Annotated in this window: 16 protein-coding genes; 13 read left to right on the forward strand and 3 right to left on the reverse strand. The window is 64.1% G+C overall.

Annotated features, from left to right (window positions below):
* Window positions 1-22: 22 nt before the first annotated feature.
* The 10 genes from QD228_RS16015 to QD228_RS16060 all read left to right on the forward strand — a co-directional run bounded on the left by QD228_RS16015 (window position 23) and on the right by QD228_RS16060 (window position 12,236).
* Window positions 23-1,333 (forward strand): exopolysaccharide biosynthesis polyprenyl glycosylphosphotransferase, encoded by a 1,311-nt coding sequence (locus tag QD228_RS16015; protein ID WP_240499685.1) that lies wholly within the window; start codon window positions 23-25, stop codon window positions 1,331-1,333.
* A gap of 96 nt (window positions 1,334-1,429) precedes the next feature.
* On the forward strand, window positions 1,430-2,572 hold the full coding sequence (locus QD228_RS16020; protein WP_077374068.1) for a DegT/DnrJ/EryC1/StrS family aminotransferase: 1,143 nt from the start codon (window positions 1,430-1,432) through the stop codon (window positions 2,570-2,572).
* Window positions 2,573-2,575: 3 nt separating this feature from the next.
* On the forward strand, window positions 2,576-3,409 hold the full coding sequence (locus tag QD228_RS16025) for a WbqC family protein (RefSeq protein ID WP_084208243.1): 834 nt from the start codon (window positions 2,576-2,578) through the stop codon (window positions 3,407-3,409).
* Window positions 3,400-4,878: a lipopolysaccharide biosynthesis protein gene (locus tag QD228_RS16030; protein WP_279876042.1), complete on the forward strand. Its 1,479-nt coding sequence runs from the start codon at window positions 3,400-3,402 to the stop codon at window positions 4,876-4,878. Before QD228_RS16025 ends, QD228_RS16030 begins: the two co-directional genes overlap by 10 nt.
* The gene (locus tag QD228_RS16035) at window positions 4,868-5,989 is read left to right on the forward strand and encodes a glycosyltransferase (protein ID WP_077374058.1); all 1,122 of its coding nucleotides are present in this window, start codon (window positions 4,868-4,870) and stop codon (window positions 5,987-5,989) included. The genes QD228_RS16030 and QD228_RS16035 overlap by 11 nt, the downstream gene beginning before the upstream one ends.
* Window positions 5,986-7,002 carry a phosphoribosyltransferase family protein gene (locus tag QD228_RS16040; protein WP_279876043.1) on the forward strand — a complete coding sequence of 339 codons (1,017 nt, stop codon included), beginning with the start codon at window positions 5,986-5,988 and terminating at the stop codon, window positions 7,000-7,002. The genes QD228_RS16035 and QD228_RS16040 overlap by 4 nt, the downstream gene beginning before the upstream one ends.
* A 52-nt stretch (window positions 7,003-7,054) precedes the next feature.
* Window positions 7,055-7,852, forward strand: a complete 798-nt coding sequence (locus QD228_RS16045) for a glycosyltransferase family 4 protein (protein WP_077374051.1) — start codon at window positions 7,055-7,057, stop codon at window positions 7,850-7,852.
* Between the two features lie 8 nt (window positions 7,853-7,860).
* Window positions 7,861-8,979: a hypothetical protein gene (locus QD228_RS16050; protein WP_077374048.1), complete on the forward strand. Its 1,119-nt coding sequence runs from the start codon at window positions 7,861-7,863 to the stop codon at window positions 8,977-8,979.
* Window positions 8,980-9,097: 118 nt separating this feature from the next.
* Window positions 9,098-10,270, forward strand: a complete 1,173-nt coding sequence (locus tag QD228_RS16055) for a glycosyltransferase family 4 protein (protein ID WP_279876044.1) — start codon at window positions 9,098-9,100, stop codon at window positions 10,268-10,270.
* Between the two features lie 859 nt (window positions 10,271-11,129).
* Window positions 11,130-12,236 (forward strand): glycosyltransferase family 4 protein, encoded by a 1,107-nt coding sequence (locus tag QD228_RS16060; RefSeq protein WP_084208248.1) that lies wholly within the window; start codon window positions 11,130-11,132, stop codon window positions 12,234-12,236.
* A gap of 28 nt (window positions 12,237-12,264) precedes the next feature.
* Here QD228_RS16060 and QD228_RS16065 read toward each other — a convergent pair whose 3' ends face one another.
* The 3 genes from QD228_RS16065 to QD228_RS16075 form a co-directional block, all read right to left on the reverse strand.
* Window positions 12,265-13,521 (reverse strand): FAD-dependent oxidoreductase, encoded by a 1,257-nt coding sequence (locus QD228_RS16065; protein WP_176494388.1) that lies wholly within the window; start codon window positions 13,519-13,521, stop codon window positions 12,265-12,267.
* 201 nt (window positions 13,522-13,722) lie between these two features.
* A complete protein-coding gene (locus tag QD228_RS16070) occupies window positions 13,723-14,295 on the reverse strand; it encodes a carboxymuconolactone decarboxylase family protein (protein ID WP_279876045.1) in 573 nt (190 codons plus the stop codon).
* A gap of 64 nt (window positions 14,296-14,359) precedes the next feature.
* Window positions 14,360-15,688: an aspartate aminotransferase family protein gene (locus tag QD228_RS16075; RefSeq protein ID WP_279876046.1), complete on the reverse strand. Its 1,329-nt coding sequence runs from the start codon at window positions 15,686-15,688 to the stop codon at window positions 14,360-14,362.
* Between the two features lie 165 nt (window positions 15,689-15,853).
* On the opposite strand from QD228_RS16075, the gene QD228_RS16080 reads away from it, so the two are divergent.
* The 3 genes from QD228_RS16080 (at window position 15,854) to eutC (ending at window position 19,372) form a co-directional block, all read left to right on the forward strand.
* Entirely contained in the window at window positions 15,854-16,786 is a 933-nt protein-coding gene (locus tag QD228_RS16080) for a MurR/RpiR family transcriptional regulator (RefSeq protein WP_279876047.1), read from the forward strand.
* 295 nt (window positions 16,787-17,081) lie between these two features.
* On the forward strand, window positions 17,082-18,488 hold the full coding sequence (locus tag QD228_RS16085) for an ethanolamine ammonia-lyase subunit EutB (RefSeq protein ID WP_279876048.1): 1,407 nt from the start codon (window positions 17,082-17,084) through the stop codon (window positions 18,486-18,488).
* Complete coding sequence (gene eutC / locus QD228_RS16090; RefSeq protein WP_279876049.1) at window positions 18,485-19,372, forward strand: ethanolamine ammonia-lyase subunit EutC; 888 nt, start codon at window positions 18,485-18,487, stop codon at window positions 19,370-19,372. Before QD228_RS16085 ends, eutC begins: the two co-directional genes overlap by 4 nt.
* The last annotated feature ends 81 nt before the right edge of the window (window positions 19,373-19,453 follow it).

Consider the following 19,453-nt stretch of genomic DNA (forward strand, 5'->3'; position numbering starts at 1 on the left):
GAATCACGGAGGAGATGGCACGATGAGCGGTTTACCCTTATCGATGGAGCACCAGCGTCGTTACTCGCATCATTACGAGCGCTTGATCGCCAGCAAACGCCTGCAGCTGGTCTTCGGCATGCTGGTGGTGGTGATCGCGCCGGCACTCTACCAGGCGGGGCTCAACGAGCTGGTACCCGGTGACCACGGCTGGTGGCTGACCAGCGATGCCCAATGGCACGCCATGATCGGCACGGGGGTGGCCTATACGCTGTCCATCACCGCCGTCAATCGCCTGTCGCGCCTGCCGGGGACCCGCTCCTACCTCTACGTGGTACCCACCATCGTCATCTGCTATCTGATGCTGATGCTGGCGCTGGGGGTCTTCGATCTCGACTACTCGCGCCATCAGGTCGGCCTGTCCTTCCTGCTCGCCGTGAGCCTGTGCACGGCCTACTACTACATCGACACCCATGTCCGGCGCATGCGCTTTGCCGTGGTGCCGTTCGGCAAGGCGCCGGCGCTGTGTCAGCGTCGCGAGGTCGAGTGGCTGACGCTCAAGGGGCCGGACCTCGTGGGCATGCGGCGCATCGATGGCGTGGTGGCAGACCTGCGTGCCGAGATGCCCCGTGAGTGGGAGAGCTTCCTCGCTGACTGCACCATCCACCGCATTCCCGTCTATCACGCCACCCAGGCCCACGAGATGATCACCGGCCGCGTGCTGCTCGATCACCTCTATGCCAATGAATTCGGCTCGCTGATGCCGCGTGAGGATTACGAGGTCATCAAGCGCTGGATGGACTTCAGCGTGGCGCTGGTGCTGCTGCCGCTGCTGGCACCGGTGATGCTGCTGACCGCGCTGGCCATCCGACTGGACAGCCCGGGCCCCGTGGTCTTCCGTCAGCCACGCATGGGCTTTCATTGCCGTCCCTTCACCGTCTACAAGTTTCGCAGCATGTATGACGGCATGAAGGGGGCCGGCTTCACCCAGGAAGGCAGTGACCCGCGCATCACCCGGGTCGGGCGCTTCATCCGCAAGTGCCGTCTCGATGAACTCCCGCAGCTGTTCAACGTGCTCAAGGGTGACATGAGCCTGATCGGGCCGCGTCCGGAATCGATGAATCTGGCGGACTGGTATCGCAAGGATGTGCCGTTCTTCCATTACCGCCATGTGGTACGCCCGGGCATCACCGGCTGGGCGCAGGTCGAGCAGGGCTATGCCGCGGAAGTCGAGGGCATGATCCGCAAGCTTGAATACGACTTCTTCTACATCAAGCACTTTTCCTTCTGGCTGGATCTGCTGGTGGTGATTCGCACCATCCGGATCGTGATCAGCGGGAACGGGTCGCGCTAGCCGACCCTCCTTCCTCCGGTTACCCCTGGCACTCGCGACCTGACAGGGGCCCATGAGCTACCACCCATTGTCTGATGCACGAAAGGAGTCGAGATCATGATCACGGTGACGCGCCCCTATTTTCCCGAGCGGAAGAATTTCGATCGTTATGTGGATGCCATCTTCCAGAGCCGCTGGTTGACCAATCATGGCCCGCTGGAGCAGGAGCTGACCCGGCGCCTGGAGACCTATCTGGGCGTCAAGCATCTGCTGCTGGTCAGCAATGGCACCCTGGCACTGCAGGTGGCCTATCGCGCGCTGGGGATCAACAACGTGGTCGGGCAGCGCGAACCCGCCGAGGTCATCACGACTCCCTTCACCTTCATCGCCACGGCCAGCAGTCTGAAGTGGGAAGGGATGCAGCCGGTCTTCGCGGACATTGATCCTGCCACCCTGTGCCTGGACCCCGCACAGGTCGAGGCAGCCATCACGCCGCGTACCCGCGCCATCGTGCCGGTGCACGTGTTCGGCAACGCCTGTGACGTGGAAGCCATCGATGCGCTGGGGGAAGAGCACGACCTCAAGGTCATCTATGACGGCGCCCATGCCTTCGGCGCGACCTACCGTGGCAACAGCCTGCTGTCGTACGGGGATGCCAGCACCCTGAGCTTCCATGCCACCAAGCTGTTCCACAGCATCGAGGGCGGCGCGATCATCTTCAAGCGCAAGGAAGACCTGGAGCGTGCCCGCAAGATGATCAACTTCGGCATCACTGGCCCCGAGTGCATCGAGGAGCTGGGCATCAATGCCAAGATGAACGAGTTCCAGGCCGCCATGGGGCTGTGCGTGCTCGACGAGATCGAGGGCAACCTCGAGAGCCGCGCGCTGGTCTGGCATGCCTATGCCCAGGCGTTTCAGGGCAACGTGCAGCTTCAGGCACGTCAGCCGGGCGTCAGCCTCAACTACGCCTATTTCCCGATCATTCTGGAAAGCGAAAGTGTCCTGCTGGAGGTGATGCAGCGTCTGGAGCGGGAAGGCTACCAGCCGCGGCGCTATTTCTGTCCGTCGCTGGAGTCACTGGCATTTCTGGGGCGACCGGCGGCAGACCTGCAGGACGCGGACTTCCAGCAGCCCGAGATCGTGCATTCCAGAGACATCGCCAGCCGTATCCTGTGTCTGCCGTTGTTCTCGGGACTTCAGGTCAGCGAGATTCTCGCCGCGGTGCGCGTCATCGTCGATCGGCATCAGAAGGCAGCCTGAACGATGAACATCGCGATCATGCAACCCTACCTGTTGCCGCATCTGGGCTACTTCCAGCTGATGCACGCCTGTGACGAATTCCTCATCTATGACGACGTCGCCTACATTCCGCGTGGCTACATCAACCGCAACAGCGTGCTGCTGGGCGGCAAGGCCCATCGCTTCACGCTGTCGGTGCCGGATGCCTCACCCAATCGGCGCATCAGCGAGCTGTCGTTCGCACCGACCCCCCAGTCACTGTTGACCACTCTGCACCATGCCTATGCCAAGGCGCCGCATTACGCAGAGGTCATGCCGCTGCTGCAGACGATTCTCATGCATGAGGATCGCCGCATCGGGGCACTGTGCCAGTTCAGCTTCGAGACGATCTGCCGCTATCTGGGGCTCGAGTGTCGCTTCGCGCTGACCAGCGAGATGGACTACGAGCGCAGCCAGTCGGCGCAGGACCGTCTCATCGAACTTTCCCGCCAGCGCGGCGGGCGCGGCTACGTCAACAGTATCGGCGGGCGCAAGCTCTACCGGGGGGAGGCCTTCGAGCAGGCAGGGCTGCGTCTGTCCTTTCTCTCCAGCCATCCGCGTGATTACCGCCAGGCAGCGCCCGGCGCGCGTGAGGGCGAGTTCGTCGGCAGTCTCTCGATCATCGATGTGCTGATGTGGTGCTCACCCGCTGACGTCGTCTCGCGGCTGGCGGAGTACACCCTGCTGTCGGGAGATGCACCCTGGGGGCCCGCCGCTGAGGGCATGGATCAGCTCTGGCAGCCGTCGCTTGCAGAGCCTGCTTCGCGCCCGCGCGCCTCTTCACGAGAAGCAGCCGGAGGCGTCGCCGCGTGTCACTGACCCACAAGACGACCATCGGCATCCTGTGGAATTTCATGGATCAGCTGTTGCGCCGTGGCATGGCCAGCATCGTCACCTTGCTGCTGGCCCGTCTGCTGCTGCCGGAAGACTTCGGGCTGCTGGCCATGGTGCTGGTCTTTCTGACCATCGCCTCGGCCATGATGGATTCGGGCCTGCAGCAGGCCATCCTGCGTCTGCCGACTCTCGGCCCGCGTGATGCCAGCACCGCCTTCTTCAGCAACATCGGCTTCGGGGTGGTGGCCTATGCGCTGCTGTACTTCAGCGCCCCGTTGATTGCCGATTTCTACGCTGAACCACGACTTGTCGTGCTGGTGCGTATCGGCGGGCTGGTGGTGTTGATCAACGCCTTCGAGGTGATCCAGGGCGCGATGCTCAACCGGGCGCTGGATTTTCGCACCCGCATGAAGGCCGGCATCCCCGGCAGCGTGATCTCGGGCAGCGTCGCGGTGTTGCTGGGCTGGCTGGGCTTCGGGGTCTGGGCGCTGGTGGGCCAGATGCTGACGGCGGCCTTCGTGACCACGGCACTGATGTGGTGGTGGGGCAGCTGGCGTCCGCACCTGACCTTCGACATGGACGCCTTCAAGGCCATGTTCAGCTTCGGCTACAAGATGTTCCTGTCGCGCATGCTGGACGTGGTGTTCGTCAATCTCTACGTGCTGGTGATCGCCAAGCTGTTCGCGGCTTCGGTGGCGGGACTGTTCTTCTTTGCGGATCGCCTCAAGGAGCTGGTGCTCAATCAACTGGTCGCCGCGATCCAGAACGTGACCTTCCCGGCCCTGGCCAGCATCCAGCATGACCCGGTGCGGCTGAAGGATGCCTATCGACGCATTCTGCAGCTGATGGTCTATCTGCTGTTCCCCGGGGTGCTGCTGATGGCGGCGCTGGCCCGTCCGCTGTTCGAGGCACTGTTCCCCGACCGCTGGCTGGACGCCGTGCCCTATCTGCAGTTGATGTGCATTGCCGCCGTCATGTATCCGCTCAGTTCGCTCAACCTCAATGTGCTCAAGGTCAAGGGGCGCTCGGACCTGTTCCTGGGGCTTGAGGTGATCAAGAAGCTGCTGATCTGCGTGGTGCTGGCGCTCACCTGGCAACACGGCGTGATCGCGATCCTGATCGGTCAGATCGTGGTGGCGGTGCTGTCCTACATCCCCAATGCGTGGTTCTCGCGAACGCTGATCGATTACAGCATCCGCGAGCAGTGCGTCGACTTCCTGCCGAGCCTGATGCTGTCATCGATCATCGCGCTTTGCTGCTGGCTGGCGGTGGAGCATCTGGCGGCATCGCCAGACTGGTCTCCGTGGGCGGCGCTGCTGGGACTGGGATGTCTCTCCGGCGCAAGTTACCTGTTGCTCTCTTGCCTGCTGCGCTTTCCGGCCTGGCAGTCGGGTGTTGGTCTGATACGAGATCGTCTTTCACAACGGAAAGTGGAGAATCTTCATGCTAGCTGAATTGAGCTATTCCCAGGCGCAGGGTACCCCGGTGACGGGGGGCGCCCTCGAGGAAGGGCCGATTCCGGTTCCCCCGGCGCCGGCGGATGAAGCCACCATCATGGCGGACTGGGAGGGGAATCTCTCCACGCCGCGTGTCTCGGTGATGTGCTTCGCCTTCAATCACGGCGACTACATCGCGATGGCGCTGGATGGTTTTCTGATGCAACGCACGCGGTTTCCCTTCGAGATCGTGGTGCATGATGATGCCTCCACCGACGGCACGCGCGAGATCATCGAGGAGTATGCCGCGCGTTACCCCTCCATCATCCGGCCGATCCTGCAGGACGTGAACCAGTACTCGCAGCACGTGTGGCCCATCACCTTCTGCATGCCGGTGATGCGCGGCGACATCATCGCCTACTGCGAAGGGGATGATTACTGGGTCAAGGCCGACAAGCTGGCGCGTCAGGTGGCGCTGTTCGATGCCAACCCGCGTGCCACCGTGTGCTTCCACCCGGCCATCGAGTATGACGAGCATCGCGATGAGCATTCGATCATCTGCCGCTATGCCGACAGCGTCGCGCGTCTCTCCCCCGAGGCCATCATCGGGCTGCGGGGCGGCTCCATTCCGTCACCGGCGCTGACCTTCCGCCGCGTGGAGTCGCATGTGGACGCCATGCTGGAATCCTACCGTGGTGCGCCGATCATGGACTTCTTCCTGCAGGCCTACATGGCGCTGCTGGGTGAGACGCTCTATTACGAGGATGCCGCCTGCGTCTATCGTCGCAACGCCAAGGGCTCCTGGACCTCCCAGCAGCAGGATCATGAGGTCGAGCAGCGCTACCAGCGCGACATGCTGGCCGCCATCGACACCTTCTATGGCGCCACGCGCACGCTGCCGGAAGCCGACACCCTGTATATCCCGCTCTATCACTATTTCAAGCAGTACGTGATGGCGCCCGGCACCACCCAGCAGCGCCTCGCCAACTTCCGCCGCGGGCTGGGCTATCTGCACCACATGCAGCGCAACAAGGTGCTGTCGCTGGTCCGCCGCGACATGTTCGCCAAGCTGACGCGTCGCAAGGCTGCCACGCCCGGGCAGGCGAAGGACACGGAGGCAGCGGCATGAACTATCGCAGCTACGGCGATCTGGGCCGTGACATCGCCAGTCAGATGTCACGCCTGCAGGCAGGGGACTTCGACCTGATCGTCGGCATTCCGCGCAGTGGCATGGTGCCGGCCTACATGATCAGCGCGATGCTCAATCGCGCCTGTACCGATCTCGATACCTTCCTGGCGGATGGCGTGCCCGGCAAGGGCATCACGCGCAAGTTGCGCGAGTCCACCGCCGGCGAGGTGTCCGAGGAAGGCACACGTTCCGCCTGGGCCTGTCGTCGCGTGCTGCTGGTGGATGACAGCCTCAACAGCGGTGCCTCGCTCAAGGCCTCCCTGGCGCGCATCCCGGCGGATTGCCCCTGCGAGATCATGACCTGCGTGATCTACGCCAACCCTGGGGTCACCAATGAAGTGGATCTGGCGCTCGTCGAGCTCGAACACCCGCGCGCCTTCCAGTGGAACCTCTTCCACCATCCGGCACTGGAGGATGCCTGCGTGGATATCGATGGCGTGCTGTGTCTCGATCCTTCTCCCGAAGACAACGATGACGGCCCGCGCTATCGCAGATTCCTGCTCGAGGCGACCCCGCTGCATCTGCCCACCTACCGGGTGCACTCGCTGGTCACCAACCGTCTCGAGAAGTACCGCCCCGAGACGGAGGCCTGGCTTGCGCGCCATGGCGTGACCTATGAGCGACTGATCATGCTGGATCTGCCGAGCAAGGAAGCGCGACTGAAACTGGGCTGTCATGCCAGCCACAAGGCCGGCTATTACCGCGAGTCGGGCTGTCGGCTGTTCATCGAGAGTGAAGTGGGGCAGGCCAGCAGCATCGCGCAGATGACCGGCAAGCCGGTCTACTGCGTGGATGCCCAGCAGATGGTCAACCCCGAATGGCTGGCCATGCTGAAGTTGCAGCGTGGCAAGTGGATGACACGCCAATGCAAGCGTGGCATCCGCCGGGTGATGAAGCTGCTGCCGGCCTCCTGGGAGCGTCAGGCACGGGGCGTCTTCCAGCGAGTGGCATGAACCTCGCGCGGATACCCCCTCGGGGGTGTCCATCCACTGCAAAGGAATCGTTATGAAAACGCACAGGATGGCGCTATTCGTCTCGGCCGGCTCCGATCATGGCGAGACTCGTCAGATGCTGGCGCTGGCCGCGGGTCTGACCCGCCTGGGACACGAGGTGGATGTGGTACTGCCGCATGCCGAGGAAGACGTCGTCACGTCGCTGGCGCATGGCGTGCGTCTGGTGGAGCTTGGCAGGCAGGGGCCGTTGGCCCTGTCATTGGCCCTGACGCGCTACCTGGCGCGCCACAAGCCCTGTGTGCTGATGTCCAGCGGTCTGGAAGCCAACCTGACGGCGCTCAAGGCGGCGCGCCTCAATCGGCGACGCGTGCCGGTGGTCATCCACCACGTCGCGGCGCTGGCGCAGGAGCTGGCAGCGGCGGGGAATCGTCGCGACGCGGCAAGACGTGCGATGGCGCTCAAGTATCCGCAGGCGGCATTGGTGATCGGGGCCAGCGAGGCGATCACTCAGGCACTGGCCAGCGAGGCAGGCATCCCGCAGGCGAATACCGCGCAACTGGATCTCGCGCCACAGCGCATCGGTGGCGCGGCGCACGCCGGGGAATCGTCTGCGGAGCTGGAAGAAGGGCCCTTGATGCGGTGTCTGTGGCTCTTGATGCAGGCGGCAGGCATGAACACGCAAGAGCTGGAAGACAGCCCGTCAGTCGCGTCCGCGACTCCCGCACGCGTGCAGGGACGGGACACGCAGACCGTGCCGGTCACCGCGTTTGCGGGTGACAGGGCATCGGCGACGTATCGCGTCACGGCCAATGCCGGCCTGTCTGCTACACACACCGACGTCAGGGACTGAGCCGTTTCATGGAAGCCATACTGCTCGACCTGCCCAATCTGCTCGTCTGTCTGGTACTGGTGATGGTGGGCTTCGTGCGCGGGTGGGTGACCCGCAACGTCGCGATCATCCTGAGTCTGAGCAGCCTGGTGCCTTACCTGCTCAACAATGTGCTGTTCTCGCCGGAATACATGCCGGACCAGTTCCGTTACTGGGAGCAGGTACTGGCCATGCGCAGCATGGACTGGGACTCGATGGATCACTCGCTGACCGTCTCGTTCTCCTCGAGCCTGCTGGCCCTGCTGCCATTGCCGCTGGTGGAGACGATTTCCAGTCTGGGATTCTTCAACAAGTTTCTCTACATCGGCGGGCTGATGGTCATGCTGCGCCGCGGGATCATCTCGCATGCGGTGCTGCTGTTCCTGCTCTGCTACCCGAGTCTGGTGCTCTACAGCTCGCTGAGTCTGCGCGACACCCTGGTGACGGGCTTCATGCTGGCCAGCTTCCTGCTGGCCATCGAACGGCGACCGGGCTGGGCACTGCTGATGCTGATGCCGCTGTGGCTGATCAAGTTCCAGAACATGCTGATCATGCTGGTGTTCCTCGGCGTCTACGTGGTCTACGACGTCAGCCGCCGTGGCCTTTCCACCAAGCGCTTCTGCTGGTTGCTGGTCGGTCTGGTCGCCAGCGTACTGATCATCTATCCGCTGGCGGTGGACCAGATCAACTTCTTCCGCGCGGCCATGTACATCGAGGATGGCGGCAAGAAGGAGGATGTCGAGATCATCCAGGGCTTCGGCGACTTCGTGGTCACGGGCATCCAGGGGGCGCTGTACTTCCTGATCAAACCGCTGCCCTGGGAGGCGGCCAACCCGCTGCAGCTGATCCAGGCCGGCGAGAATCTGCTGGTGGTGGTCTTCCTCGTCTGGCTGACCCTGCAATGCTGGCAGGTCCAGCGCGAGAAGACGCTCTTCTGGCTGCTGTACCTGATCGGCGCCTTCACCATCTATGGACTGGTGGTCTTCAACTACGGGACGGCAGTGCGCTACCGCTTCCCGTTCCTGGTCATCTACGTGGTCTGCATGGCCTACGACACCGGGCTGATTCGCCGCTGGCAGCAGGAACGCCGCCCGGCCTTGCTCGACTGACGCCTCGCGCTGATCGCCTGCCCGCACACTTCCCGCCGCTCATGTGGCTGGCAGATCACCGGGCAGGCGATCCGTGCCCCTCGCTTGTTCCTCTGCATCACATGCCAAGGATAGCCACATGCCGACATCAGATTCCCGGCCCGCCACGGTGGTGCTGGTCTCCAACTCGTCCTTCTTCCTCTACAACTTCCATCGCGGTGTCATCGAGGGCCTGCGCGACACGGGCTATCGCGTGGTGTGTCTTGCTCCCACCGATGCACACAGTGCGCGCCTGGTCGATGAGCTCAAGGTCGAGCATCGGCCGCTGGGGATGGAAGGCAAGGGCACGTCACTCGTGGGTGAGGGCAAGAGCCTGATGGCGCTGTTGATGACGCTGCTCAAGCTCAGGCCACGCTATGTCCTCAACTTCACCATCAAGGCCAATATCTACTCGGGGCTTGCCTGTCGCCTGCTCAACATCCCCTACACCAACAACGTCTCGGGACTGGGCACCGCCTTCCTCCACGACAGCTGGCTGTTCCGCCGGGTACGGGCGCTGTACGGCATCGCCAATCGCGGCGCACGCTGCGTGTTCTTCGAGAACCGGGATGACCAGGCGCTGTTCCTGCGCATGGGGCTGCAGAAGTCGACACCTTCCGTGGTGCTGCCCGGTGCGGGGATCGACCCTGAACGCTTCGCCTTCACCGAACAGCCCCAGAGCCCGCCGCTGACCTTCGTGATGGTCGCGCGGCTCATTGCCGACAAGGGCGTGCGGGAATACGTGGCAGCGGCGGAACGCCTGCATGAGCGTTATCCCCAGGCACGCTTCTGGCTGATCGGGCCGTCGGGCATCAGCAACCGCACCGCGATCAGTGACGAGGAAATCGCCCAGTGGCGTGCGCGGGGCGTGCTGCATTATCTGGGGGAACAGCGTGATGTCAGGCCGTTCCTGGTCGAGTCCAACATCCTGGTGCTGCCGTCCTACCGAGAAGGCATGCCGCGTACGGTACTCGAAGCGGCCTCGATGGGGCGTCCCGCCATCGTCAGCGACGTGCCCGGCTGTCGCAGCTCGGTGCTGCCGGGGGCCACTGGCTGGCTGTGCGAGGCCGGCAGCATCGACTCTCTCGAGCAGCACATGCAGGCCTGCCTGGAAATGCCCCGCGAGGCCCTGGAGGCGGCGGGGCTGGCCTCACGGGAGCGTATCGAGCGCGAGTTCGATCAGGCCATCGTGGTACGGGCCTATCTCGGGTGCATGCAGCACACCCTGGCGCCGGAAATCGGACGGGGGCGCGGTGCGATGTCACCGGCCTGAGCGGCGAAAGCATGACGGATTTGCTGCTATGCAGTGCGGCGAATATCGGAAACGGCGTGCGCGCGAGAGGCGCATAATGGACAGACCACGTTACCTGTCAGGCCGTCATCCTTCTGGTGCCTGCGCCGCCGTTACCTTCACGTCGTCATCGCCTTGTCGTTACCACGCCCACACGGCGCGAGCCTGCGGTGTCAGTCTGCCGAGTAGAGGGCAGCGCATGATGGCGATTGCGCCATTTGACTGTCCTGCCAGTTGCCATGCACGTAATGGAAGCATCTCGGGGTCGTGCCCGGGATATCTGAGAATACATGGAGTAGAGAGTCATCATGCGTGGATATCGTTTCTGCACCCAATGTGGCGGTGCCAGCGTGCACCGTATCAAGCGCCACTGGTGGCAGCGGCTGATCGGGCTGCCGCCTCGCTATCATTGCGAGGACTGTGGCGTGATTGACCAGGTCTCCGACAGGGAGCATCACCCAGCTCTGCATGAGGCGAAGCCGGGCGGTAGAGCCTCCTCCTGAGCGACGCATGATGTCTGGTGACACCGCGATCGTGGGCAGAGCTCGCGATTGTCAGGCGAGACAGCGCGATGGCCATGCGTGATCGACCCTCGCCAGAGCCCCCGGACATGGCTTCTCGCCAGGGCCCCTCGAACTGGCTTACGAGCTAGCCTTTCGAAATGGCTCACTCGATATCGTCCACTCGAAATAGCCCTTCAAAATAGACCCCGCCATCGACACTCGTCGGTGGCGGGTTTTTTCTGCGCCGGAGATTGTCATGTCTGGTGCACCGCGCCCCTGGCTGCGCCTGCCGGACACGGCTCTCCTGCGTGAATTTCCCTGCACGGAGCGCATGAGAAATGAAGATCCTGTTCATCGTCGGCAATCTTTCCAGTGACGGCGGTACGGAACGCGTGACCTGCGAGATCGCCAGTGGACTGGCACGCGCGGGACATGATGTCACCATCGCCAGCCTGTTCGGTCCCGCGACCACCTCCTTTCATCTCGATGACGCTGTCATGACCAGTGAGCTCAAGCTCAAGGAAGCGCGCGGTGGCGTGCGCCGCTTCATGGGCATCAGCTCGGGTCTGCTTGCCAAGGTGCGCCGCCATCAGGCGGATGCGGTGATTCTGGTGGACTCCATCCTGTTCGCCTTCTGTGCGTCATGGGCACCTTTCGTGCGTTCGCGACTGGTGTGCTGGGAGCACTTCAATCTCGGCACGCATCATGGCTCGCACCTGCGCACGGTGGGGCGCTCGACCGCGGTGCGTCTGGCGGATGCCATCGTGGTGCTGACCGAGCGGGACGCCACGGCGTGGCGTGCACGCTATGGCATCACTGACAAGGTGCAGGCGATCTGGAATCCGGTGCCGCGCATCCCCCAGGAGGATGCGCCGACTCAGGCATCGCGCACCGTGCTGGCCGTCGGCCGCCTCACCGAGCAGAAGGGATTTGATGTCCTGCTGGAGGCCTGGGCCAGGGTCGCCCGTCAACATCCGGACTGGCGACTGCGCATCGTCGGCTGGGGAGAGGATGAGAACGCCCTCAAGGCCCAGGCCTGGACGCTGGGACTGAGCGAGAGCGTGGTCTTCGTCGGTCGCACCTCCCGGGTGGAAGAGGAGTATCAGCGGGCGGCGCTGTTCGCGATGAGTTCGCGCTGGGAGGGATTGCCGATGACGTTGTTGGAGGCGCAGTCCTTCGGTCTTCCCGTGGTCTCCACCAACTGCGAGACCGGCCCGGCGGAGATCCTTCAGGGCGGCAGTGGCGTGCTGGTGGATGTGGAAGATGCTGCGGCACTGGCGCGTGAGCTCTGCCTGCTGATCGAGGACGCGCCGCGGCGCCAGCAGATGTCCCTGCTGGCGCGCGAGAACGCGGCACGCTTCGATGCCGACGTCCTGTGTGACGAGTGGCAGCAGCTGCTGGCGCGCATGCTGCCCGGGCAGCGGGTGCTGGACAAGGCATCCTGAGGCTCGGCCTCGAATGCCTCGCGCAATATCAGAAACGTGCCGGGGAGCAGGGTGCCAGCCAGTCCGGTAAGCCTTCGGCTAAACACTCGCTGACAAGTCGCCCGGTCACGCCTGCCAGGGTCACGCCGATATGCTGGTGGCCATAGGCATGGATCACGCGTGGCTCGTTGGGTGACGGGCCGATCACCGGCACGGAGTCCGGCAGGGTGGGGCGAAAGCCCAGCCAGCGCCGGGCTACCGGGGCATCCAGTCCCAGCACCCTGCGCACTCGGGTTTCCAGATAATCGAAGCGGGCCGGGTTGGCGGGCCCCGCAAGCGAACTCAACTCCACGGTGCCTGCCACTCGCAGACGCGGCCCTTCGGCGCCTCGCAGAGGCGTCATGTAGAAGGCACTCTCCACCGGACAGGTCGGGCGGTTGAGCGGCGAGTGCTCGAGATCGAATTCGATGTGGTAGCCACGCTCGGTATCCAACGGAATCCTGTCGCCGATCTGGCGGGCGAGATGTGCCGACCAGGCCCCGGCCGCCAGTACCACGCGGTCCGCCATCAGCCGTCTGCCGTCGGCGTACTCCAGCAGCATGCCGGAGGCCTGAGAGCTCAGGCGGGTGACCTCGGCGGTGACGAGTCGGCCCTCCTCACGCAGCGGAGCGGCCAGGGTATCGATGAACACCTGCGGGTCATCCAGATGACAGGAAGAGGGGAACAGCACGCCGCCGGCGGTATGGCCTGCCATGGCGGGTTCCAGCGCGATCAGCTCGTCCGCTGTCAGTACCTGCTGCTGGATGCCGAGCTGGTCACGCAGCCGGATATCGCCCTGTGCGGCCTGCAGGTTCTCGGCCTTGCCGTAGGCATATAGACAGCCCTTGCGCTGGATCATCCCGGCCGCCGCCGGGGCAGCGTCCAGCAGCGGCTGATAGTCCTCGTAGGTGTGACTGAGCAGACGCGCCAGCATCTCGCTGTTGGCTCGAAAGCGCGTGGCGTTGCACTGACCCATGAAGCGCATCAACCACGGCGAGAGCCTCGGCAGGCACTTCCAGTCGATGACGAAGGGGGAGTCAGGTGACAGCAGCAGCGAGGGCATGCTGCGCCAGATCTCGGGGCGAGCGATGGGCAGGCAGCCATAATCCGCGAGGGTACTGGCATTGCCGAAGGAGGTGCCGCTGGCGATGCCCTCGCGCTCGATCATCGTCACCTCGTGGCCGCTGCGCCGCAGCCACAGGGCGCAGGCGACACCGACGGCGCCCGCGCCGATCACGGCCACTTCCGTGTGTTCGCTATCACTCATCGAATGCTCACCATGTTGTCTTGTCGTTGTTGTCGGGGTGCTTGCGCCGCAATGCATCGCGCCCCGGAGTCAGCCGGGGCGCAGAGTGTGACAACCCGAGCATGCCTCGCAGGGGAAATCTCGGCAAGGGCGTCCTGCGTCTCGACAGCGTGTCCGCCAGGGCGATGGGCGCCAGGCGATGAGCGACTTGCGGCGAGCGGTTCAGGAGCCGTTCGGCTCCTCGAAGGGCAGCGGGATGTCATCGCCACGCCGCACGGCGAAGACATTCAGCGTCATCGCCACCAGAGCGTAGTAACCCAGTATGCCAACCAGTTCGACCACGACCGTCTCGCCGAACATCGCGACGGCCTCGGCATACAGCGCATCATCGATACGTCGCTCGGCGTAGAGTGCGCGGGTGACGCGATAGATCAGTCGTTCATCGTCTTGTTCAAACACGGGCTCACGCTCCTCGCGCAGTGCCGTGATGACATCCGGCGAGAGACCGGCCTGCTCGGCGATCGGCGCGTGGATCTGCCATTCCGCCTGGGATTTCCACCACACCGCCGTGGTGAGAATCGCCAGCTCGCTCAGGCGCAGCTCAAGGCCGGTGGCGTAGCGGCAGAAGGCGCCGAGGCGCTGGGCGTGATTGGCAAGCTCCGGACTGTGGACCCAGGCCAGAAACGGGCCGTCGAGGTTGCCGCGCGGGCCGCTGAGAATCTCGGCGATCACCTCACGTTGGGCTGCGCTCATGCTGGCCTCATCCAGTTCGGTCAGGCGCGATGTGATCGCCATGAAAGTCACTCCATTCAAATCCATTCAAAGATCGTGGGTAGTCAATGCGCCTGCAGCTGAGCCGTCACAGGCTGGCCAGGGTGGTGTCGATGGCACGCCCCAGCCTGTCGGTGATCTCGTCCAGATGCGACTCCTGCAGAATAAACGGCGGCGCCAGCAGGATGTGATCGCCCTGGCGGCCATCCAGGGTGCCGCCCATCGGGTAGCACATCAGGCCTTCGGCCATGGCGGCCTTCTTGAGGCGTGCATGCAGCTTGAGCGCAGGGTCGAAGGGCAGCTTGGTGTCGCGGTCGGCCACCAGCTCCACGCCCTGGAAGAGACCGCGACCACGGATGTCGCCGATGTGGGGATGGTTCGCGAAGCGCTCGCCCAGGCGTGCTTGCAGTCCCTCGCCGAGGACGTTGACACGTGTGAGCAGGTCGCGGGACTCGATGGCCTGCTGGACGGCCAGCGCCGCAGCGCAGGCGGTGGCATGGCCGATGTAGGTATGGCCGTGCTGGAAGAAGCCGGAGCCATTGGCGATGGCGTCACGAATGCGCTGGCTGACCAGGGTCGCGCCGATCGGTTGATAGCCGGCGCCCAGCCCCTTGGCGATGGTGATCAGGTCCGCCGTGACACCTTCCTGCTCGGCGGCGAACAGGCTGCCGGTGCGTCCCATGCCGCACATCACCTCGTCGAGAATCAGCAGCACGCCGTAGCGGTCACAGACCTCGCGGATGCGCGTGAAGTAGCCCGGCACCGCCTTGACGGCCCCCAGGGTGGCACCCACGACGGGCTCTGCCACGAAGGCCATCACGTTCTCACCGCCCAGCCGCAGGATTTCCGCCTCAAGCTCGGCGGCGAGACGCACGCCCATCGCCTCGGGCGTCTCGTCGGGTTGCTGGTCCCGATAGGCGTAGCAGGGGCTGACGTGACTGACGTTGATCAACAGCGGCTCGAACTGCTGGCGGCGCCAGGCGTTGCCGCCAGTGGCCAGCGCGCCCAGCGTATTGCCGTGATAGCTCTGGCGCCGCGCGATCAGATGCTTGCGCTGGGGCTGGCCGATCTCGACGAAATACTGGCGGGCCAGCTTGAGTGCCGCCTCGACCGCTTCCGAGCCACCGGAGACGAAGTAGACGGACTCTAGCCCCTCGGGGGCGCGCTCGATGAGGAAGTCGGCCAGCTGCTCCATCGGCTCGCTGGTGAAGAACGAGGTATGCGCGTAGGCCAGTCGGCTGACCTGCTCCTTGATGGCCTGCGCCACTGCCTCGTCGCTGTGGCCCAGGCATGACACGGCAGCGCCACCGCTGGCATCCAGATAACGGCGACCCTCTCGGTCGACGATGTAGGGGCCATCGCCCTGCACGGCGGTGGGGTAGTCCTGATGGAGGTTGCGATGGAAGACGTGGCTCATGGGGGCTCCGTGGGGCGGGTGCGCGAAGGCGTAATGCAAATATGTAGTGCATTTGTCGTTTATGCAATCAATAATTGCATGCGGTCGCTTGTGCCTTCGGACTCTACCCGCCAGAGATGCTACCGTTGCCGCCATCTGTCCTGTCCCTTGCCAAGGAGGCATCCCATGCCCCCATCCTCCCTAGCCCCCGGGCCCGCATCCCCTGACTCGCCGCCGGAGACCCTGGAAGGGTTGAAGCAGCTGCTGGTGGCGATCGATCGTCGTGAGGTGGAGATCCGCCTCGGCGCGAGTTCCCGACGCGTGCTGGCCGTGCTGATCGAATCGCCGCAGCGCACGGCGGTATCTTCCATCAGCCAGCTGGCGGAGATGACCGGCGTGAATGCCTCGACCTTCTCGCGTCTGGCGCAGCGCCTGGGCTATGAGGGCTTCAGCCGGTTTCAGGCTGTCTTCCGTCAGGCCGTGACGGATGGCCAGCATTTCTTCAGCGCCCAAGCGGCGCAACTCTCGTCACGTGATGCGGATAGCACCGCCATGGCGCAGCTGGCGCGGTTGGGGCGACAGGAAAGCGCCAATATTCTCGGCATGTTGGAGAGGATGGACGCCGCGGCCTTCGAGGCCGCCACCACCTTGCTGGCCGAGGCACCGCGCGTGCGCCTGCATGGCATGCGCCAGTTCAATTCTCTGGCACTGTTCATGGCCTATGGACTTGGCATGCTGCGCCCGGACGTGGCGCCGCTGGATGCCAGTCGTCAGGGCGTGGCGGATGCGCTGGCCCAGCTGACGGCCGGCGACGTGCTGGTGGTGGCCAGCTGCTTCCCCTACACCCCAAGCGTGGTGGCCTGCGCCGAGGTCGCGGTGAAACGCGGTGTCGTGGTGATCGCGTTGACCGATTCGGCCAGCTCCCCGCTGGCGCCGCTGGCGCGCCACAGTTTCCATGTGCCCAATCACAGCCTCTTCTACAGCAACAGCATGAGCGCCTTCATGTTTCTCGCCGAAGGCCTGCTCAGCGAGGTGGCCAGCAAGCTGGGAGAGGCAGGCGTGGCCTCGCTCAAGCAGCGCGAGGCGATCATCACGGAGCTGGGTGGCGCACGTCGCTGATCTGGCGCCGATGCACTTGTCCCATCTCATGCGACATGGCTGGGCGGGCGCACCAATTGGCAGCATCTGTCTGCTCGCCTCCGTTCGCGAATGACTGAAGGCGCGCCAATCTGGTGCGAGGGTGTCGCCGCGGTGATGTTCACTCTCGCCGTGCAGGCGTGTCAGTCATGAAGGCACGCCTTGCAGCGTGGGGTCTGCAGGCATGTGCAGGACCAAAGAGGGACCTGAAGAAATTGGCGTGATTCCTGCAAAACGACTGAGATGAAATGACATCTGTCAGTGCAAGGAATCACCCATGAGTCGCGAATACCGTTACACCCTGGGCAGTCAGGTCCATCGCTTCGCCAGTCTGGCCGAGCTGATGGCCAAGGCGACCCCCGCCCGCTCCGGAGATCGCCTTGCTGGCGTGATCGCGGAAACCGCCGAAGAGCGAGTGATCGCTCAGCTGTGTCTGGCCGAATTGCCCCTCAAGACCTTCCTGGACGACGTGCTGATTCCCTACGAACAGGACGACATCACCCGCCTGATCATCGATGAGCATGATCCGGTAGCCTTCCTGCCGATCGCCCATCTCACCGTCGGCGACTTCCGCAACTGGCTGCTGAGTGACCTCGCGACGCCGGCGGTGCTGGCGCAGGTGCGTGCCGGCATCACCCCGGAAATGGCCGCGGCGGTCAGCAAGCTGATGCGCAATCAGGACCTGATTCTGGTCGCGAAGAAGTGTGAGGTGGTCACGGCCTTTCGCAATACCATCGGCAAGAGCGGCCATCTCTCGACCCGCCTGCAGCCCAACCATCCCACCGATGATGTCACCGGCATCGCTGCCAGCATTCTCGATGGCCTGCTCTACGGCAACGGCGACGCCGTGATCGGCATCAATCCGGCCACCGACAACGTGGCCCAGAGCATCAAGCTGATGCGTCTGATGGATGAAGTGATCCAGAAATACGAAATCCCCACCCAGTCCTGCGTGCTCACCCACGTCACCAACACCATTGAATGCATCGAGCAGGGCGCTCCGGTGGATCTTGTCTTCCAGTCCATCGGCGGCACCCAGGCCACCAACGAGAGCTTCGGCGTCGAGCTTTCCGTGCTGGCGGAGGCCCAGCAGGCCGCACTGTCGCTCAAGCGCGGCACGGTGGGCGACAACGTGATGTATTTCGAGACCGGCCAGGGCAGTGCGCTGTCCGCCGATGCCCATCACGGCCTGGACCAGCAGACCTGCGAGGCGCGTGCCTATGCGGTGGCCCGCAAGTACTCGCCGTTGCTGGTGAACACCGTGGTCGGCTTCATCGGCCCCGAGTATCTGTTCAATGGCAAGGAGATCATCCGCGCGGGGCTTGAAGACCACTTCTGCGGCAAGCTGCTGGGGCTGCCGATGGGCTGCGACATCTGCTACACCAATCATGCCGATGCCGACCAGAACGACATGGATACCCTGCTGACGCTGCTCGGGGTGGCCGGCTGCAACTTCATCATGGGCATCCCCGGCTCCGATGACATCATGCTCAACTATCAGACCACCTCCTTCCACGATGCTCTCTATGCCCGGCGGGTGCTGGGCCTGGGCCCGGCGCCGGAATTCGCCGCCTGGCTCGAGGAGATGCAGATCTTCACCGATGTCGCCCAGCAGAAGCTGCCCGCTGACATGCCGTCCTGCTTTGCCGATTCCTTGCGTCAGGTATCCGGAGGTGATGCATGAGCCATGACTCTTCCGCCAGTGATGCGTCATCCACGGCTCGCGAGGGCCAGCAGGGAACGGCTGTCAGCGAATCGCCCGCCATCGTCACGCCCAATGCCTGGCAGTTGCTGGGACAGTTCACGGATGCGCGCATCGGCCTGGGCCGCGCCGGCATCAGCCTGCCGACCCAGCGCTCGCTGGAATTCCAGCTGGCGCATGCCCGCGCGCAGGACGCCGTCCATCTGCCGCTGGAGATTCCCCGACTGATCGAGGATCTCAATCAGCTACCTGCCCTCGAGAACGCCCCTGACCTTCAGCGCCTGCACAGTCGCGCCGTGGATCGCACCACCTATCTGCAACGCCCCGACTATGGGCGACGTCTCGATGCGGCCTCGTGTGAGCAATTGTCCAGCCTCGCACCGGAGCCTGCGGATCTGGCCATCGTGATCGTCGATGGGCTGTCGTCTCTGGCGGTCCAGAACAACGCCGCGCCCTTCATCGCGGCATTGCTGGAAACGCTTGCCGAGGAGGGTCCGGATGCCTGGACGCTGTCACCCATCAGCGTGGTGGAGCAGGGACGGGTCGCGATCGGCGATGAAGTCGGTGAACTGCTCAGGGCGCGGGCGGTGCTGGTGATGGTCGGCGAGCGCCCCGGTCTCAGCTCACCGGACAGCCTCGGCCTCTATCTCACCTGGCAGCCGCGCGTCGGACTCAGTGATGCCAGTCGCAACTGCATCTCCAACGTGCGCCCGGCAGGGCTCGACTTCGCCATGGCCGCCCAGCGGCTGCATTACCTGCTGTGCGAGGCCCGCAAGCTCGGCCTCACCGGGGTGGGGCTCAAGGACAGAAGTGGTGACAACTCGCTGGAGAGCGGGGGCGGTATCCAGAACTTCCTGCTGTCCTGACGGGATGGCAGCGCATCAGCGGGAATCTCCCGATCCAACAATGACAATGCTTGACGGAAACTAGGCGGCACCATGACTCGC

The sequence above is a fragment of the Cobetia sp. 3AK genome (assembly GCF_029846335.1).
Classification (GTDB): domain Bacteria; phylum Pseudomonadota; class Gammaproteobacteria; order Pseudomonadales; family Halomonadaceae; genus Cobetia; species Cobetia marina.

What these genes read in the sequence shown, in the direction of transcription:
- QD228_RS16015 (WP_240499685.1), top strand. Translation starts at nt 23, where the DNA reads ATGAGCGGTTTACCCTTATCGATGGAGCACCAGCGTCGTTACTCGCAT.
- QD228_RS16020 (WP_077374068.1), top strand. Translation starts at nt 1,430, where the DNA reads ATGATCACGGTGACGCGCCCCTATTTTCCCGAGCGGAAGAATTTCGAT.
- QD228_RS16025 (WP_084208243.1), top strand. Translation starts at nt 2,576, where the DNA reads ATGAACATCGCGATCATGCAACCCTACCTGTTGCCGCATCTGGGCTAC.
- QD228_RS16035 (WP_077374058.1), top strand. Translation starts at nt 4,868, where the DNA reads ATGCTAGCTGAATTGAGCTATTCCCAGGCGCAGGGTACCCCGGTGACG.
- QD228_RS16040 (WP_279876043.1), top strand. Translation starts at nt 5,986, where the DNA reads ATGAACTATCGCAGCTACGGCGATCTGGGCCGTGACATCGCCAGTCAG.
- QD228_RS16045 (WP_077374051.1), top strand. Translation starts at nt 7,055, where the DNA reads ATGAAAACGCACAGGATGGCGCTATTCGTCTCGGCCGGCTCCGATCAT.
- QD228_RS16050 (WP_077374048.1), top strand. Translation starts at nt 7,861, where the DNA reads ATGGAAGCCATACTGCTCGACCTGCCCAATCTGCTCGTCTGTCTGGTA.
- QD228_RS16055 (WP_279876044.1), top strand. Translation starts at nt 9,098, where the DNA reads ATGCCGACATCAGATTCCCGGCCCGCCACGGTGGTGCTGGTCTCCAAC.
- QD228_RS16060 (WP_084208248.1), top strand. Translation starts at nt 11,130, where the DNA reads ATGAAGATCCTGTTCATCGTCGGCAATCTTTCCAGTGACGGCGGTACG.
- QD228_RS16065 (WP_176494388.1), bottom strand. Translation starts at nt 13,521, where the DNA reads ATGAGTGATAGCGAACACACGGAAGTGGCCGTGATCGGCGCGGGCGCC.
- QD228_RS16070 (WP_279876045.1), bottom strand. Translation starts at nt 14,295, where the DNA reads ATGGCGATCACATCGCGCCTGACCGAACTGGATGAGGCCAGCATGAGC.
- QD228_RS16075 (WP_279876046.1), bottom strand. Translation starts at nt 15,688, where the DNA reads ATGAGCCACGTCTTCCATCGCAACCTCCATCAGGACTACCCCACCGCC.
- QD228_RS16080 (WP_279876047.1), top strand. Translation starts at nt 15,854, where the DNA reads ATGCCCCCATCCTCCCTAGCCCCCGGGCCCGCATCCCCTGACTCGCCG.
- QD228_RS16085 (WP_279876048.1), top strand. Translation starts at nt 17,082, where the DNA reads ATGAGTCGCGAATACCGTTACACCCTGGGCAGTCAGGTCCATCGCTTC.
- eutC (WP_279876049.1), top strand. Translation starts at nt 18,485, where the DNA reads ATGAGCCATGACTCTTCCGCCAGTGATGCGTCATCCACGGCTCGCGAG.